The sequence below is a fragment of the Brevibacterium sediminis genome (assembly GCF_024895295.1).
GTDB lineage: Bacteria > Actinomycetota > Actinomycetes > Actinomycetales > Brevibacteriaceae > Brevibacterium > Brevibacterium sediminis.
The window spans coordinates 23990-38470 of sequence record NZ_JAHQRN010000005.1; the positions used below are offsets into that span (position 1 = coordinate 23990).

Here is a 14481-nt window from a genome sequence, read left to right on the forward strand (position 1 = left end):
TCCTCGGTCACTGTGCCCTGGCCGTCATGCTGGTCGTCGTGTTCGCGTCGTTCACTTATGCGGTGTCGTGGCCCGTTCGCGACCATTGGCCTCACACTCGTGCGGTATCTCGGCGCAGGGCCCAGGCCGAACCTGCCACGAAGATCCCCAGCCACACGATCGCGCTGACGATCGCCCAATGATCGTAACCCCCGCCAAGCGGTGCGCGGGCGATTTCGCCGACCCCGTACGCCGGGGTGAAGCGGGCGATCGTCTGCAGGGTGTCGGGCCAGATCTCGAGTGGAACGAAGAGTCCGCCGATGAGCGAGAGGATGCCGAGGACCATGCTGGCCACCTGGATCGCGTTTTCGGCCGGCAACAGGTATCCGAGCATGACACCGAAAGCGGCGAAGACACCGGAGGCGAGGATGACGAGGAGACCGGAGGCGATGAGTGTGCCCAGTGGTGCGTGGACACCGGTGACGGCGGCAAGGACGAAGACGACGATGACGGACACCGCGCCGAGAGCCATGGACACGATCACTTTGATGAGGATGTAGGCCGCCGGATGCAACGGCGTCAGTGCGAGCTGCCGGCTCCACCCGAGCGCGCGTTCGATGGCGACCTGCGCACCACCCGTGGTCGTAGCGATCATCGCCCCATACGTGGCCAAGGAGACCGAGATGTAGAGCGCGGCGTCCGTGCTGCCGAGCATCTCGCCCTTGTTCGTCAGGCCGAAGATGAGGTAGAAGACCGCGGGCATGATCATCGTGAAGATCAATGTGCGCCGGTTGCGCAGCTTCCGCAGCAGTTCGAGGCGCAGCAGGGTGACTGAGAATCCGCCGAGGCGGGGCACCCGTCGGTTCTCCAGCGAGGTGAGGAACGTCGCCGAGGCGGCGGTGCGGGTTTCGGTGTCAGTGAGCGAGTCAGTGTGGGCTGCGGATTCGGGGTGGGCAGCGGTGTCGGGGCGAACGGACATTTCAGGCTCCTTTCGAGGTAAGGCTGATGAAGGCGTCTTCAAGCGAATGGGAGGTGATCTCGAGGTCGGTGCACGCGTTCTCGAAGAGCATCTTCGCGGCTGCATCCGAGTCTGTGGTGCGCATCTTCAGACGTTTGGCAGCGACGTCGATGGATTCGACACCGGCCAATCCGCCGAGGCGGTCGAGCAGGTCATTGACGCCCGATTCGGTGGTGTCGTCGGTCATCGGCAGGGTTGCGCTCACGGTCTTCGCGGCGGTCATGCCGCGGATCTCGTGGGCGGGTCCGTCGGCGACGACCCGGCCGTCTGCGACGAGGACGACGCGGTCGGCGAATTCATCGGCCTCTTCGAGGTAGTGGGTGGCGAAGAGGATTGTCTTGCCGGTCAGTGCGTCGGCGCGCATCTGGTGCCAGAAGTCGCGGCGGCCGGTGACGTCCATTCCGGTGGTCGGTTCGTCGAGGACGATGAGGGCGGGGTCCGGCAGCAGGGCCATGGCGAAGCGCAGGCGCTGCTTCTGCCCGCCGGAGCATTTCTTCACCACCGAATCGGCGATGTCGGTGATCCCGGCGCGTTCGAGGACGAGGTCCGTGTCGAGGGAGGAGGCGAAGATCGCCGAGGTGTAGTCGACGGTTTCGCGGACGGTGAGGTCATCGAGCAGTCCACCGGTCTGCATCACCGAACTGACGAGCCCGAGCGCGACCGCTCGCCGAGGCGGCATCCCGAAGATCTCGACAGAGCCGTCATCTGGTCGGCTGAGTCCGAGGAGCATGTCGATCGTCGTTGTCTTACCAGCCCCGTTGGGTCCGAGGAAGGCGACGACTTCGCCGGGGCGAATGTCGAGGTTGAGGCCGTCGACGGCTGTCAATTCGCCGAAGCTCTTGGTCAGGCGGTTCAGGCTGACAGCTGCAGGGGTCGCGGCGGATGTCCGGGTCGGAGGGGCTGTGTGAGTCGCTGTCTGTGAAGTCATGTCCACAGACTAGAAATCGGAGCAGGTGTGTACAGATGCCATTTGTCACCGAGGCGGGGGTGCCATTTGTCATCGGTTCGCAGAACTAATGCGGAGACGCAGAGACCGAACTGCGAGTTAACTCAGGCTTCACGTTCCCTCCACTCGCCTTGTGTGAATGCTGAGTAGGTTGGAGGCCGTCTGCTCGCACACGACGCTCACGCACTCGTCCGAGCCCTGCCTCCGGCACCGCTCGAATCGTTACGACGCCTCCTCTTCGGTGAGCGCCTGTGCACCTCAACGAAAGGACTGCACATGGCCAGGACAACCCTGCGACTCGCCGCGGCAACCGGCGCGCTCAGCCTCGCACTCTTCGGATTCGCAAGTCCCGCCTCGGCGGCAGGAATCGACGAACCCGGCGGAGCCCGCCAACTCGACGGCGACAACACCGACGCCATCCGCGACGCGGTCGAGGACTCCGGCGCGAAGAACGTCATCCTCCTCATCGGCGACGGCATGGGCGATTCGGAGATCACCGCCGCCCGCAACTATGCGAAGGGCGCCCATGGTCGCTTCGACGGCCTCGACGAACTGCCGCTGACCGGGCAGTACACGACCTACGCGGTGGACAGAGACTCCGGCAAGCCGGACTATGTCACTGACTCCGCGGCCAGCGCCACCGGGTGGTCATCAGGCACGAAGACCTACAACGGCGCTCTCGGCGTCGACCGGACAGGCAAACCGCACAAGACTCTCATCGAGATGGCCCGCGCCAAGGGCATGAAGACCGGCGACGTCTCGACCGCGGAGATCCAGGACGCGACTCCGGCCGCGCAGCTCGCCCACATCAGCCAGCGCGGCTGCTACGGCCCCGAGGAGACTGCCAAGGACTGCGCGGGCGAGACTCTGGAAAACGGCGGTCTCGGCTCGATCAGCGAGCAGATCCTCAATGCTCGTGCCGATGTCACCCTCGGCGGCGGTTCGGCGTCCTTCGAGCAGAAGGCCACCGCCGGCGATTGGAAGGACAAGACGCTGCGTGAGCAGGCGGAGGAACGCGGCTACCAGCTCGTCGACGACTCCGACTCACTCGACTCCGTCACCGAGGCGAACCAGGATGCACCGGTGCTCGGTCTCTTCACAGAGGGCAATTTCCCCGTTCGCTGGGAGGGACCGAAGGCCACGCACGGAGGTGGCACCGAACCGGCCGTGAAGTGCAAGAACAACCCGGAGCGCACCTCGGACGTGCCGAAGCTCGACCAGCTGACGAACAAGGCTGTCGATCTGCTCGACAATGACAAGGGCTTCTTCCTCCAGGTCGAGGGGGCGAGCATCGACAAGCAGGATCACGCGGCCAACCCGTGCGGTCAGATCGGTGAGACCGTCGACCTCGACGAGGCGGTCAAGGCCGCCCTCGACTTTGCGAAGGAAGACGGCGAAACTCTCGTCATCACCACCGCCGATCACGCTCACACCAGCCAGATCGTCAGTGCCGGTTCGGACACCCCGGGTCTCACCCGGACCCTGACCACCGCCGACGGCTCGGAGATGACGATGAATTACGCGACCGCTGACGAAGAGGAGTCACAGGGCCACACCGGCACGCAGCTGCGTATCGCGGCCTACGGACCGGGCGCGGCCAATGTCGTCGGGCTGACCGACCAGACCGACATGCACTATACGATCGCCGACGGTCTGGGACTCGACCCCGACGCCGAAGTGCCCGGCGACCCGGGCGACGACGCGAACAGCAATGACGACTCGGCCGGTTCCGACGACTCGGCCGGTTCCGACGATGCCGCGGGATCGTCCGATGCCGGTGGCACTGACGGTGCGGCAGGTACCGAAGACTCGAACGCATCCGAGGACGCCAACGGCTCCTCCGATTCCGCTGGCGGCGGCGCCGGTGCCAATGGCGGCTCCGAAGGCGGCGAAGGCAATGCCTCGACCGGCGGAGGAGACGAAGGTCCGGGACTGGCCGGAGGTGGCGGCGGAACCCTGCCGCGCACCGGAGTCGAGATTGGTGCCGCGATCTTCTTCGGCGTGGCCGCGATCATCGGCGGATCGGCTCTGATCCGCATGGCCAAGCGCCGCGGAATCCTCCCCGCCTGACACCAGCCCGACCACAGCCCGACCGCGAACGGTGCCGGACTCTTCCCAGCGAAGCGTCCGGCATCGTTCGTCGTCTCCTCAGGTCGACCTGGCAGAGTGGGCCCATGGAACCCATCGAACTTCCGCTGACCACCGACCGACTGCGGCTGCGCACCTATGTCGAATCCGACGCCGAGGATCAGCTGCGGATATTCTCCCGCGAGGACGTCTCCCAGTTCCTCCTCGAAGATCCCTGGACCGCCGAGGTGGCCCGGACCAAGGTCTCAGAACGCATGCAGCGCACGGGGCTCGAGACCGAATCCCGTGCCCTGGCCCTGGTCATCGAGACGGCCGACGGTCTCGATTCTCTTGACGGTTCGCACGTCATCGGCGACATCGCTATCTGGCTCGACAACGACAGTGAGCAGAAGGCCGAGATCGGCTGGATCCTCGATCCGGCCGCCAGTGGCCACGGGTTCGCCACCGAGGCGGCCATCGCGGTCCTCAATGTCGCCTTCGACCACTACGGCCTCCACCGGGTGTTCGCGCAGATGGATTCCCGGAACACCGCCTCGGCGAATCTGGCTCGCAGGATCGGGATGCGGGAGGAAGCGCACCTGCGCAAGGACTGGTGGTCGAAAGGCGAATGGACCGACACCCTCATCTTCGGGATGCTCTCCAGCGATCGGCAGACAGCCTGACTGTTCCGTTCCAGACGCCGGTCCGACCCGATTTTCTGAGATCTCGGACTCTTTGTGCCAGCTTCCGTATTCGCCCGCCGCCTCGGTGTGAGAATCTGAGGTGGCCGTGGAGCCGGGTCCGCCGATCACATGGGCACGCAGCCACGGTCAGTCGAGAGAAGAGGACAGCAGACACCGATGGCTCCAGCCGACAAGGACCGCAACGAGGCGCTCCCCAGCGACGCAAACGCTGACGGACATGAAGAGAACGCCGGCCTGAAAAGAGGCCTGACCGCCCGACACATTCGCTTCATGGCCCTCGGTTCCGCCATCGGCACCGGCCTCTTCATGGGATCTTCGGAGTCGATCCAAGCCGCAGGACCGGCAGTGCTGCTCGCTTATATCATCGGCGGTGCCGCCGTCTTCATGGTCATGCGCGCCCTCGGCGAACTCGTCGTCCGCCACCCCGTCTCCGGCTCCTTCGGCCAGTATGCCTCCCGCTACATCCACCCCTTCGCAGGCTTCCTCGTCGGCTGGACCTTCGCCTTCGAGATGGTTCTCGTCGCCGTCTTCGACGCCACCGCGATCGGCGTGTACATGGGCTTCTGGTTCCCGGGCGTCCCCCGCTGGATCTGGGTGCTCGCCGTCGTCTTCTTCATCGCCGCGATCAACATGATCGGCGTCAAGGTCTTCGGTGAACTCGAATTCTGGTTCGCACTCATCAAGATCGTTGCGATCATCGCCCTCATCGCCGCCGGAGTAGCCATCATCATCTTCGGCTTCGGCATCGCTGACCACGACCAGATGGGCCCGCAGGCTCTGTTCGACCACGGCGGCTTCTTCCCCCACGGATTCTGGGGTCTGCTCTCATCGTTCACCATCGTGATGTTCGCCTTCGGCGGCATCGAGATCATCGGCGTCACCGCCGGAGAAGCACAGAATCCGAAGCAGGTACTGCCGGCCGCCATCAACTCGGTGCCGGTGCGCATCCTCCTCTTCTACGTCCTCACCCTCGGCGTGATCATGTGCATCCTGCCGTGGAACCAGATCACCTCCGAGATCAGCCCCTTCGTCGCGATCTTCGACTCCGTCGGCTTCAGTGCAGCGGCCGCCATCCTCCAGGTCGTCCTCATCACGGCGGCCCTGTCGGCCATCAACGCCGACATCTTCGGCGCAGGCAGAATGCTCCACGGCCTCGCCGAACAAGGGCAGGCTCCGCGGTCCTTCGCCCGCACCTCGCGCAATGGCGTGCCCGTGATGACCGTGGTGACGATAATCGTCGCGCTGCTGGCAGGCGTCGTCCTCAACTACCTCTACCCCGACCAGGCCCTGTTCCTCCTCGGAGCGCTGGCCACCTTCGCCACGGTGCTCGTGTGGCTGATCATCCTCGCTTCCCATATCCGGATGAAGAAGGTGATCGCCGAGGAGGCTCGCCTTCCCAGCGAATTCCCCATGCCGCTGTGGCCGGTGGGATCGTGGATCACCGTCGCGTTCATCGTCTTCGTCGTCGTCATGGTCGGCATCGTCCCCGACTCGCGACCGGCCCTGTGGGTCGGTCTGCTGTGGGTCGTCGCGCTGTGGCTGTGCTATATCGCCTTCGTCCGCGGTCGCGGCCGCCGACCCTACGAGCTCACCGACCGCACCGAACCCATGAGGTCCGGAAAGAACTGACGACCCTGCTCGCAACTCTCCGCGCTGTCGCCACGCCTCACGGCGTCCGACGCCGCAGAGTCAGCGAGCCGACGATGATGGCTCCGACGATCCAACAGGCGATGAAGAGCACCCGCAGCCAGATATAGGCGTCATCCTCGCTGCCGGTCGATACGGCATCCAGCGCATCGATCGCGTGAGAGAGCGGCAGCCAGTCGCCGATCACCTCGAGCACATCCGGCAGCTGATCACGGGGCAAGAAGATTCCTCCGAGCAGGATCTGCGGGAACACGAACACAGGCATGAACTGCACGACCTGGAACTCCGTGCGGGCGAAGGCGCTGGCCAGCAGGCCCAGCGCCGTGCCGAGCAGGGCGTCGGCGATCGCGACGACGAAGAGCAGCCCGACCGAACCCTCGATCTCCAGACCGCACACCAGAGTCGCGTAGCAGACGGCCACGGCCGTCTGCACCACGGCGAGCAGCCCGAATGCCAGGGTGTATCCGAGGATGAAATCGCCCCGCCCCAACGGCATCGACAGCAGCCGCTCCAGCGTTCCGCTCCGACGTTCGCGCAGGGTCGCGATGCTCGTGACGAGGAACATGACGATGAACGGGAAGAGCGCGAGCATCGCCGGGCCGATGTCGGCGAATACCTCGGTCTCGTCGAAGATCCACGCCACCAGGCCGATGAGCAGGCTGGGCACGATGAGCAGCAGGGCGATCGTGCGCGGGTCGTTGCGGATCTGGGTGAGCACACGCCCCGTCGTGGCCAGGGTGCGCATCGGGTTCATCGCCGACCTCCCTTCTTCGTCCCGCGGCCCCGCCGATCATGGCTTGGTCTACCGTTGCCGTTCGCGTTCCGGGAGAGCAGATGGGTCCCCGGCCGGCGTCCGTGCCCGGCAGGTCCTTCACCGGCCGTGTCCTTCTCGATGATGTCGAGGAACGCCTCCTCCGCCGAGGCGGCCCCTGTGCCGGCGAGCAGATCGTGCGGTGTCGTGTCCGCGATGATCGCGCCCTCCCGCATGAGCAGCAGCCGGTCACAGCGTGTGGCCTCATCCATGACGTGGCTCGACACAATCAGCGTGGTCCCCTCCTCGGCGAGCCCGCGGAAGAGATCCCACAGATCATTGCGCAGCACTGGATCGAGTCCCACCGTCGGCTCATCGAGGACCAGCAGGTCTGGAGAACCGAGCATTGCCGCGGCGAGGGACACCCGGTTGGCCTGACCGCCAGAGAGCGTCCGGGCCAGCTGATCGGCCTGCCCGATGAGGTCCGTGCGTTCGAGCACCCGGTCGACATCGGTTTTCGGAGCTCCCTGCACCCGTGCGAAGTAGCGCAGATTCGCCCGCACACTGAGGTCCTCGTAGATGCTCGCCGACTGGGTCATATAGCCGACGCGATGCCGCAGATTCGCCGAACCGGCAGGTCGGCCGAGCACCTGCACACGTCCGCCCGCGACGATCTGCACGCCGACGATCGCCCGCATCAGCGTCGTCTTCCCGCTGCCGCTGGGACCCAGCAGACCGACGATCGCACCCCTTGGCACATCTAGATCCAGTGAGTCGATGACGGTGGAACGTCCCCGCCGAATTGCCAGCCCTCGTGCTTCCACCGACTTATTCATCATGTGCTGAATATGACATCCGAGAGTGCTCCGGTCAAGGGTTCTCACGGAGAGATTTCATGACCGCCGCCCTGCCGCCGATGAGCGGTACGTGCACGACCGCCATTCGGGCTCACATCGAGTCGCCGACTCCATCGAGATGCCCCTGCACCGCCGGCGCCAGGCGCGCGGTGAGGTCGTCGACCGGCATCGATGCCAGCGGTTCGAGTTCGAGGACGTGACGAAACATGAGCGCACCCGCCATCTGCGTGAGGACGAGCGTGGCCCGCAAATCTGCTTCGGCGCGGTCGACGCCTCCGTCCGCGATCCTTCCCGCCACTGCTCCTTTGAGCTCGCGCAGGAGAAATTGCCTGATCAGTCGGCCGGCTGCCGAATCGCTCACCGCAGAACGCAGAACGGTCACCCCGATCGACTTCACGCTTGTCTGCTCCCAGGCGCTGAGCACCGTGTGCACGAGAGACTCGCCGAGGCGGTCGACCGAGACGTCCAAGGCCGAGCGGATGATGCGGTCCGGCCGCACGGGAAGCTTGACGACTTCCGCGAAAAGGCCGGCCTTGGACTCGAAATAGTGGTGGACGAGTGCGGAGTCGACCTGGGCACGACGGGCGATGCCGCGGATCGACGCCTTGTCATAGCCCTTCTCGGCGAACTCGGCCGAAGCGGCATCGGTGATCGCTGTCCGTGCGTCACTGCCGCTTTCCTTAGGTGGGCGCCCCCTCCGGCGGGGCCCCGGCTTCACATCCGCCATGCTCCCCAGAGTATCGTGAGGCCCAGTTGCAAAAGGTCTGCACAACGGTCCTCCGAACCGAGCAAAGGTCTGGGAAACGGGCCTCTGTTTGGTCAGAACCACCTCGGCGGGGGTCCTAGCGTGGATGTAGCAGCAGTCGTATGAAAGGTTTTTCGGTTCACATGTTCAGGCAGTCGTCGAAGTTGGCCAATGTCCTCTATGACATTCGAGGACCCGTCCTCGAAGAGGCCCAGGCGATGGAAGCCGCCGGGCACACGATCCTCAAGCTCAACATCGGCAACCCTGCCCCCTTCGGATTCGAAGCCCCCGAGGCGATCGTCCAGGACATCGCCGCGAACCTGCCGGTGACGCAGGGCTACTCCGACTCGCGGGGAATCCTCTCCGCCCGCCGCGCCGTCGTCCAGTACTACGAGACCCGCGGCATCCACAATCTCGGCACCGACGAGGTCTTCCTCGGCAACGGAGTCAGCGAGCTCATCACCCTCAGTCTGCAGGCCCTGTGCAACCCGGGGGACGAGATCCTCGTGCCCGGACCCGACTACCCGTTGTGGACCGCCTCGGTGGCGCTGTCCGGCGGCACCCCCGTCCACTACCGCTGCGCGGAAGAAGACGCCTGGCAGCCGGACCTGGACGACCTCGAATCCCGGATCACCGAACGCACCCGCGGAATCGTCGTCATCAACCCGAACAACCCGACCGGTGCGGTGTACTCGAAGGAGACGCTGCAGAAGATCGCCGACATCGCCCGCCGTCACGGTCTCATCGTCTTCTCCGACGAGATCTACGAGAAGATCACCTACAACGGCGTCGAACTCGTCAACATGGCCACTCTCACCGGCGACGACGTTCTGTGCCTGACCTTCTCCGGACTGTCGAAGGCCTACCGGGTCGCCGGCTACCGTTCCGGCTGGCTGGCGATCACCGGACCGCTGGAAGAGGCGCACAGCTACCTCGAGGGCATCAAGCTGCTCGCGAATATGCGCATGTGCTCGAACGTTCCGGCCCAGCACGCAATCCAAGCGGCCCTGGGCGGGAAGCAGTCGATCGACGACCTCGTTCTGCCGACCGGCCGCCTCGGCGCGCAGATGCAGGTCGCCTACGAGGGGCTCAACTCGATCGACGGTGTCTCGGCCCACCGGGCTGACGGTGCGCTGTACATGTTCGCAAAGCTCGATGTCGAGAAGTTCGGCATCACCGACGACGAGCAGTTCGCCCTCGACCTGCTGCGCGAACAGAAGATCCTCGTCTCCCACGGCACGGCCTTCAACTGGCCCAAGCCCGACCACTTCCGACTCGTCACCCTGCCGTCCGTCGAGGTGCTCACCGAGGCGATCGAACGCCTCGACACGTTCCTCTCCGGCTACCGGCAGGTCGCTCCGACGACGTGCGAGCTGCCCGTGGTGCGCGAGCCCGAGCACGCGGGAGCACCTGCGGCCGGCTGACGGCCACGACCGCTCAGGCGAAGCACCCATCCGATGCCGGGTGCGGCGGAGGCACCGAGCCCCTGCGACACTGGTCTCATGACAGAGATCGATGATGAGTCGGGGACCGTGTCCGCCACCGCCGTGGCCGAAATCGTCAGAGCTCTCTCCCGCGGGATAGATCTCGACCGGGCGGCCCTATCCCGTGGTCTCGGGGACCACCACGACCTCATCGAATCCTTCTCCGATCTGTCGGCGACCATGACCCGGTGGAAGCAGAAAGATCGCGAGCGTTCGGCTCTTTTGGAGAGCGCTTCAGAGCTCATCCGTGTGCGAGACACCGAGAAGCTGCTGCAGAAGCTCGTCGACCGTGCCCGAACACTCATCGGATGCGATATCGCCTACCTCTCCCAGTACTATCCGGAGACCGACGACCTGCGTGTTCAGGCAAGTCGCGGAGCGATCTCGGCGAATCTCAAAGAACTGCGTGTGCCTCCCGGCGTCGGACTGGCAGGACAGGTCGTGCGCGATCGCGCCGCACAGTGGACGTCGAACTACGATCTGACCCGGCTGCCGCACGAAAGACGCGTCGACTCCGCGGTGAAGGCCGAGCGCATGGAATCACTCCTCGGAGTGCCGATGGTCGTCGACGGCGAAGTCCTCGGCGCCCTCTTCGCGGCCAACCGCTACCCACATGACTTCACTACCGACGAGATCACCCTGCTGTCGGCTCTCGCGGACCACGCTTCCGTGGTGCTGAAGACGGCGCAGCTGATGGGAGACCTCGCAGAGGCGGCCCAAGCCTCCGCGGAAGCCGAGGAGACGGCAGCCGCGCAGGCCAGCACCCTCCAACGGCTCGTCGAGGTCGAGGAGCAGCTGACGCAGCTCGTCCTGCAGGGACAAGGAGTCCCCGCAGTTCTCGACGCTATCTCCGAATTACTCGAGGCCGACGTGATCGTCGTCGACAGCGGGCGTCTGGGCTCTCCGAGATTCCCCGCCGATGAGGCGTTCTTCGACGGCATCACGGTGGACGATGCTGACGTCCGAACGGCACTGAGTCACAGCCGGGCGACTGGCCGAAGCGCACAGGTCGCTGGTGCACAGCACATGTACGTCGCCTCGGTGGCGTCTCACCGCCGACAGCACAGCGCACTGTTCGTGCGTTTCAACGACGAACCGGCGGACGGCGACGCGAACATCGTCGCCCAGGCGGCGCAGACGCTAGCGCTCATCCGAATGAACGAACAAGCCCGGGCTGATGCCGAGAACCGAGTCCGTGGAGAACTCGCAGTCGACATCATTGCCGGCACTCGTGATCTCAGTGAGCTCGAGGCCCGTTCCCGAACCGGCAGCTTCAGCCTCTCCGGACCCTGGAGACTCATGACGATTCAGGGCGACATCGAAAACGATGACCGCATCGCCGCTCGCCTAGTCCGCGTCGAGCCGCGCATTCTCATGACGCAGCGATCCCCCGGGATCACGGTGCTCCTCCCCAGCGCCGTGATCCGCGACAGGCCCACCCTGGACACTCTGTTCGAAGAGTCGGGCTCCCTCGACAGTTCGCTGGTGATCATCTCCGACACCGATTACGACAGGAATCAGCTGCGCACTGCCGAGGACGAAATGTGGTCGTGCATCCGCATCCTCAATTCCCTCGGCATCAGCGAAGGAACCTTTCCCACGGAAGATTTCGCGCCTTACACCGCAATGTTCGGCACCGCGCCGGAGCAGACGGAGAGATTCATGCAACGGATGCTCGAGCCGCTGCGCCGATGGGACCGAACCCATTCAGCCGAGCTGATCTCGACGCTGCGGGAATACTTCGAGTCCGGGATGAACATCCGCAGAACCGCGATTCAGATGTCAGTGCATGTCAACACCGTCAAGCAACGGCTTGAGAGAGCCGATCTCGTGCTCGGTCAGGAGTGGAGGACACCGGAGCGGGCGTTCCGCCTCCAGGTCGCGCTCCGCCTGGACAAGCTGAAGTCATCTTCCTAAGCTTCCATGTCTGGAACAGCCATAGCTGAGCGATATTCACATCCGAAAAAGACATGGCAGATTCCCGCGTGCATTGTTTGACTGATATCTGCGGAGGAACTCCGACCGACAGGCGATGTCGGCCAATGACGACCTGACTGGAGATACACGATGGCAGTGAACAGCCGAATTGCCGACTTCCGAAATATGTCGGTCGATGATCGCAGGAAAGCCGTCGCAGCCTCGACTGGGCTCGACGCCGAACTGTTCAGCCAGCTCGATGCGGACGCTTTCGGTCCCGAAGACGCCGCCAACCTCAGCGAGAACATCTTCGGCGTGTTCTCGCTTCCGCTCGGCGCAGCCACCAACTTCACGATCAACGGCACCGACGTGCTCGTACCCATGGCAACCGAAGAGGCCTCGGTCATCGCCGCCGCCAGCAACGCAGCACGAATGGCACGTCCGCACGGCGGTTTCTTCACAAGCTCGACCGAGCCCGTCATGCAGGCACAGATCCAACTCATCAACGTGGCGGACCCGCAGGCCGCGCGCACACGTGTTCTCGAACGCCAAGCAGAGATCATCGACCTGGCCAATGCGCAGGATCCCAAGCTCGTCGAGGTCGGCGGCGGGGTCAAGGGCATCGAGGTCCGCCTCGTCGAGGCACGGACGATGACGTATGTTCTCGTCCACCTCCTCGTCGATGTTCGAGACGCAATGGGGGCGAATGCGGTCAACACGATGGCTGAGGCGGTCTCCGGAACCGTGGCAGCGATCGCCGGAGGTGACGCGCTCCTGCGCATCCTCACCAACAAGGCGGACCGTCGACTGTCTCGGGCACGGGCAGTCTTCGACAGGGATCTGCTCGGCGGAGACGAGGTCATCGACAACATCCTCCACGCATACGAACTCGCCGCAGCCGATCCCTATCGAGCGGCCACTCACAACAAGGGCATCATGAACGGCATCTCCGCGGTCGTCCTCGCCACCGGGAACGACACCCGCGCGGTCGAGGCCGGAGCGCACTCCCATGCGCTCGTAGACGGCCGCTACTCTTCCCTCTCGACGTTTGAGAGGAATGCCGACGGCGACCTGGTCGGCACCCTCGAGGTGCCCATGCCGGTCGGCCTTGTCGGGGGTGCCACCAAGGTCCATCCCGCCGCGCGCACAGCACTGCAGATCGGCGAAGTGGCGAGCGCACAGGATCTCGCCGAGATGATCGTCGCCGCCGGCTTGGCGCAGAACCTCGCGGCACTGCGAGTTCTCGCCACCGAGGGCGTGCAGCGCGGACACATGTCACTTCATGCGAAGAACCTCGCGGCCTCTGCCGGAGCGAACGCCGAGGAGACAGCGATCATCGTGGACCGCCTGATCAAGGAGAGGGCCTTCCGGTTCGACAGGGTCCAGTCAATCCTCGACGAACTCCGCTCCGGTGTGTCGCGATGACGGCACAGCTTCCACAGCAGTTCGCGTCGTCGAACCTGCCGACCGAAGTCAGTATCTGCGAAGTCAGCGCTCGAGATGGTCTGCAGTCGCAAGCACGTACACTGCCTGTCTCAACACGGCTCGAACTGATTCGGCGGCTCTCCGGAGCCGGCCTGAAGACCATCGAAGCCGGAAGCTTCGTCTCTCCGCGGGCCGTTCCCCAGATGGCCGACACCCGATCGGTGCTCGCCGGGCTCGACCTGGACTCCGAAGTCGCGTTCCCCGTCCTCATCCCAAACCAGCGCGGTCTCGATGATGCCGTTGCGGCGGGAACGAAGGATGCCTCGGTCTTCATCAGCGTCACCGAATCGTTCGCGCAGGCCAACCTCGGCGGTTCCCTTCAGCACACCACCGATCGCAGCCTCGAGGTGGCACGCGCAGCGACTGTGGCGGGCCTGCGAGTGCGCGGCTATCTGTCGATGGTCTTCGGGGACCCCTGGGAAGGCGCGGTCGATCCTGATCGCGTCGCTACGGCTGCGCGTCGCCTCGTCGATGCCGGCTGCCTGACGATCTCGCTCGGCGATACCATCGGCACCGCGACTCCCGGTCATGTGACCGCTGTTCTTGATAGCCTGGTCGGCGCCGGGATTCCGATCGATCGGATCGCCCTGCACACCCACAACACCTATGGCCAGGCGCTTGCGAATGTCTATTCCGCGCTTCAAGCAGGTGTCAGTCAGTTCGACGCATCGGCAGGAGGGATCGGTGGCTGCCCCTTCGCCCGCACAGCTTCCGGAAACCTGGCCACTGAGGATCTTCTCTGGATGCTTCAGGGGCTGGGCATCTCCACCGGCGTCGACAACGAGGCCGTGGCTTCGATCAGCCAGTGGCTGGGCGAGCAGCTCGGCATTCCGCTTCCATCCGCAACATCCTCGGCCATCCTCGGCCGGTAGTTCCATCGT

General features: G+C 64.8%; 12 protein-coding genes. 7 read left to right on the forward strand and 5 right to left on the reverse strand.

Annotated elements, in window-relative coordinates:
- Window positions 1-91: 91 nt before the first annotated feature.
- Together KTJ89_RS12455 and KTJ89_RS12460 are read right to left on the reverse strand one after the other, a co-directional pair.
- Window positions 92-958 (reverse strand): ABC transporter permease, encoded by an 867-nt coding sequence (locus KTJ89_RS12455; RefSeq protein ID WP_172173426.1) that lies wholly within the window; start codon window positions 956-958, stop codon window positions 92-94.
- A 1-nt stretch (window position 959) separates the two neighbouring features.
- On the reverse strand, window positions 960-1925 hold the full coding sequence (locus tag KTJ89_RS12460) for an ABC transporter ATP-binding protein (RefSeq protein WP_172173423.1): 966 nt from the start codon (window positions 1923-1925) through the stop codon (window positions 960-962).
- 294 nt (window positions 1926-2219) lie between these two features.
- Here KTJ89_RS12460 and phoA point away from each other — a divergent pair, with 294 nt between their 5' ends.
- The 3 genes from phoA to KTJ89_RS12475 all read left to right on the forward strand — a co-directional run bounded on the left by phoA (window position 2220) and on the right by KTJ89_RS12475 (window position 6343).
- Window positions 2220-4013, forward strand: coding sequence for an alkaline phosphatase (phoA, locus tag KTJ89_RS12465; protein ID WP_172173420.1), 1794 nt, complete (start codon window positions 2220-2222; stop codon window positions 4011-4013).
- A 104-nt stretch (window positions 4014-4117) separates the two neighbouring features.
- Window positions 4118-4693 (forward strand): GNAT family N-acetyltransferase, encoded by a 576-nt coding sequence (locus tag KTJ89_RS12470; protein ID WP_172173417.1) that lies wholly within the window; start codon window positions 4118-4120, stop codon window positions 4691-4693.
- Between the two features lie 177 nt (window positions 4694-4870).
- A complete protein-coding gene (locus KTJ89_RS12475) occupies window positions 4871-6343 on the forward strand; it encodes an amino acid permease (protein ID WP_374990281.1) in 1473 nt (490 codons plus the stop codon).
- Between the two features lie 37 nt (window positions 6344-6380).
- Here KTJ89_RS12475 and KTJ89_RS12480 read toward each other — a convergent pair whose 3' ends face one another.
- From KTJ89_RS12480 to KTJ89_RS12490, 3 genes are all read right to left on the reverse strand, one after another.
- Window positions 6381-7115 carry an ABC transporter permease gene (locus KTJ89_RS12480; protein WP_259357956.1) on the reverse strand — a complete coding sequence of 245 codons (735 nt, stop codon included), beginning with the start codon at window positions 7113-7115 and terminating at the stop codon, window positions 6381-6383.
- Entirely contained in the window at window positions 7112-7951 is an 840-nt protein-coding gene (locus KTJ89_RS12485) for an ABC transporter ATP-binding protein (RefSeq protein ID WP_259357957.1), read from the reverse strand. The genes KTJ89_RS12480 and KTJ89_RS12485 overlap by 4 nt, the downstream gene beginning before the upstream one ends.
- 109 nt (window positions 7952-8060) lie before the next feature.
- Window positions 8061-8696, reverse strand: a complete 636-nt coding sequence (locus tag KTJ89_RS12490) for a TetR/AcrR family transcriptional regulator (RefSeq protein ID WP_259357958.1) — start codon at window positions 8694-8696, stop codon at window positions 8061-8063.
- A gap of 161 nt (window positions 8697-8857) precedes the next feature.
- On the opposite strand from KTJ89_RS12490, the gene KTJ89_RS12495 reads away from it, so the two are divergent.
- The 4 genes from KTJ89_RS12495 (at window position 8858) to KTJ89_RS12510 (ending at window position 14472) form a co-directional block, all read left to right on the forward strand.
- Window positions 8858-10138: a pyridoxal phosphate-dependent aminotransferase gene (locus KTJ89_RS12495; RefSeq protein WP_259357959.1), complete on the forward strand. Its 1281-nt coding sequence runs from the start codon at window positions 8858-8860 to the stop codon at window positions 10136-10138.
- A gap of 78 nt (window positions 10139-10216) precedes the next feature.
- Window positions 10217-12115 carry a helix-turn-helix domain-containing protein gene (locus tag KTJ89_RS12500; RefSeq protein ID WP_172173402.1) on the forward strand — a complete coding sequence of 633 codons (1899 nt, stop codon included), beginning with the start codon at window positions 10217-10219 and terminating at the stop codon, window positions 12113-12115.
- Window positions 12116-12265: 150 nt separating this feature from the next.
- Window positions 12266-13540, forward strand: coding sequence for a hydroxymethylglutaryl-CoA reductase, degradative (locus tag KTJ89_RS12505; protein WP_172173399.1), 1275 nt, complete (start codon window positions 12266-12268; stop codon window positions 13538-13540).
- Entirely contained in the window at window positions 13537-14472 is a 936-nt protein-coding gene (locus KTJ89_RS12510; protein WP_172173396.1) for a hydroxymethylglutaryl-CoA lyase, read from the forward strand. The genes KTJ89_RS12505 and KTJ89_RS12510 overlap by 4 nt, the downstream gene beginning before the upstream one ends.
- The last annotated feature ends 9 nt before the right edge of the window (window positions 14473-14481 follow it).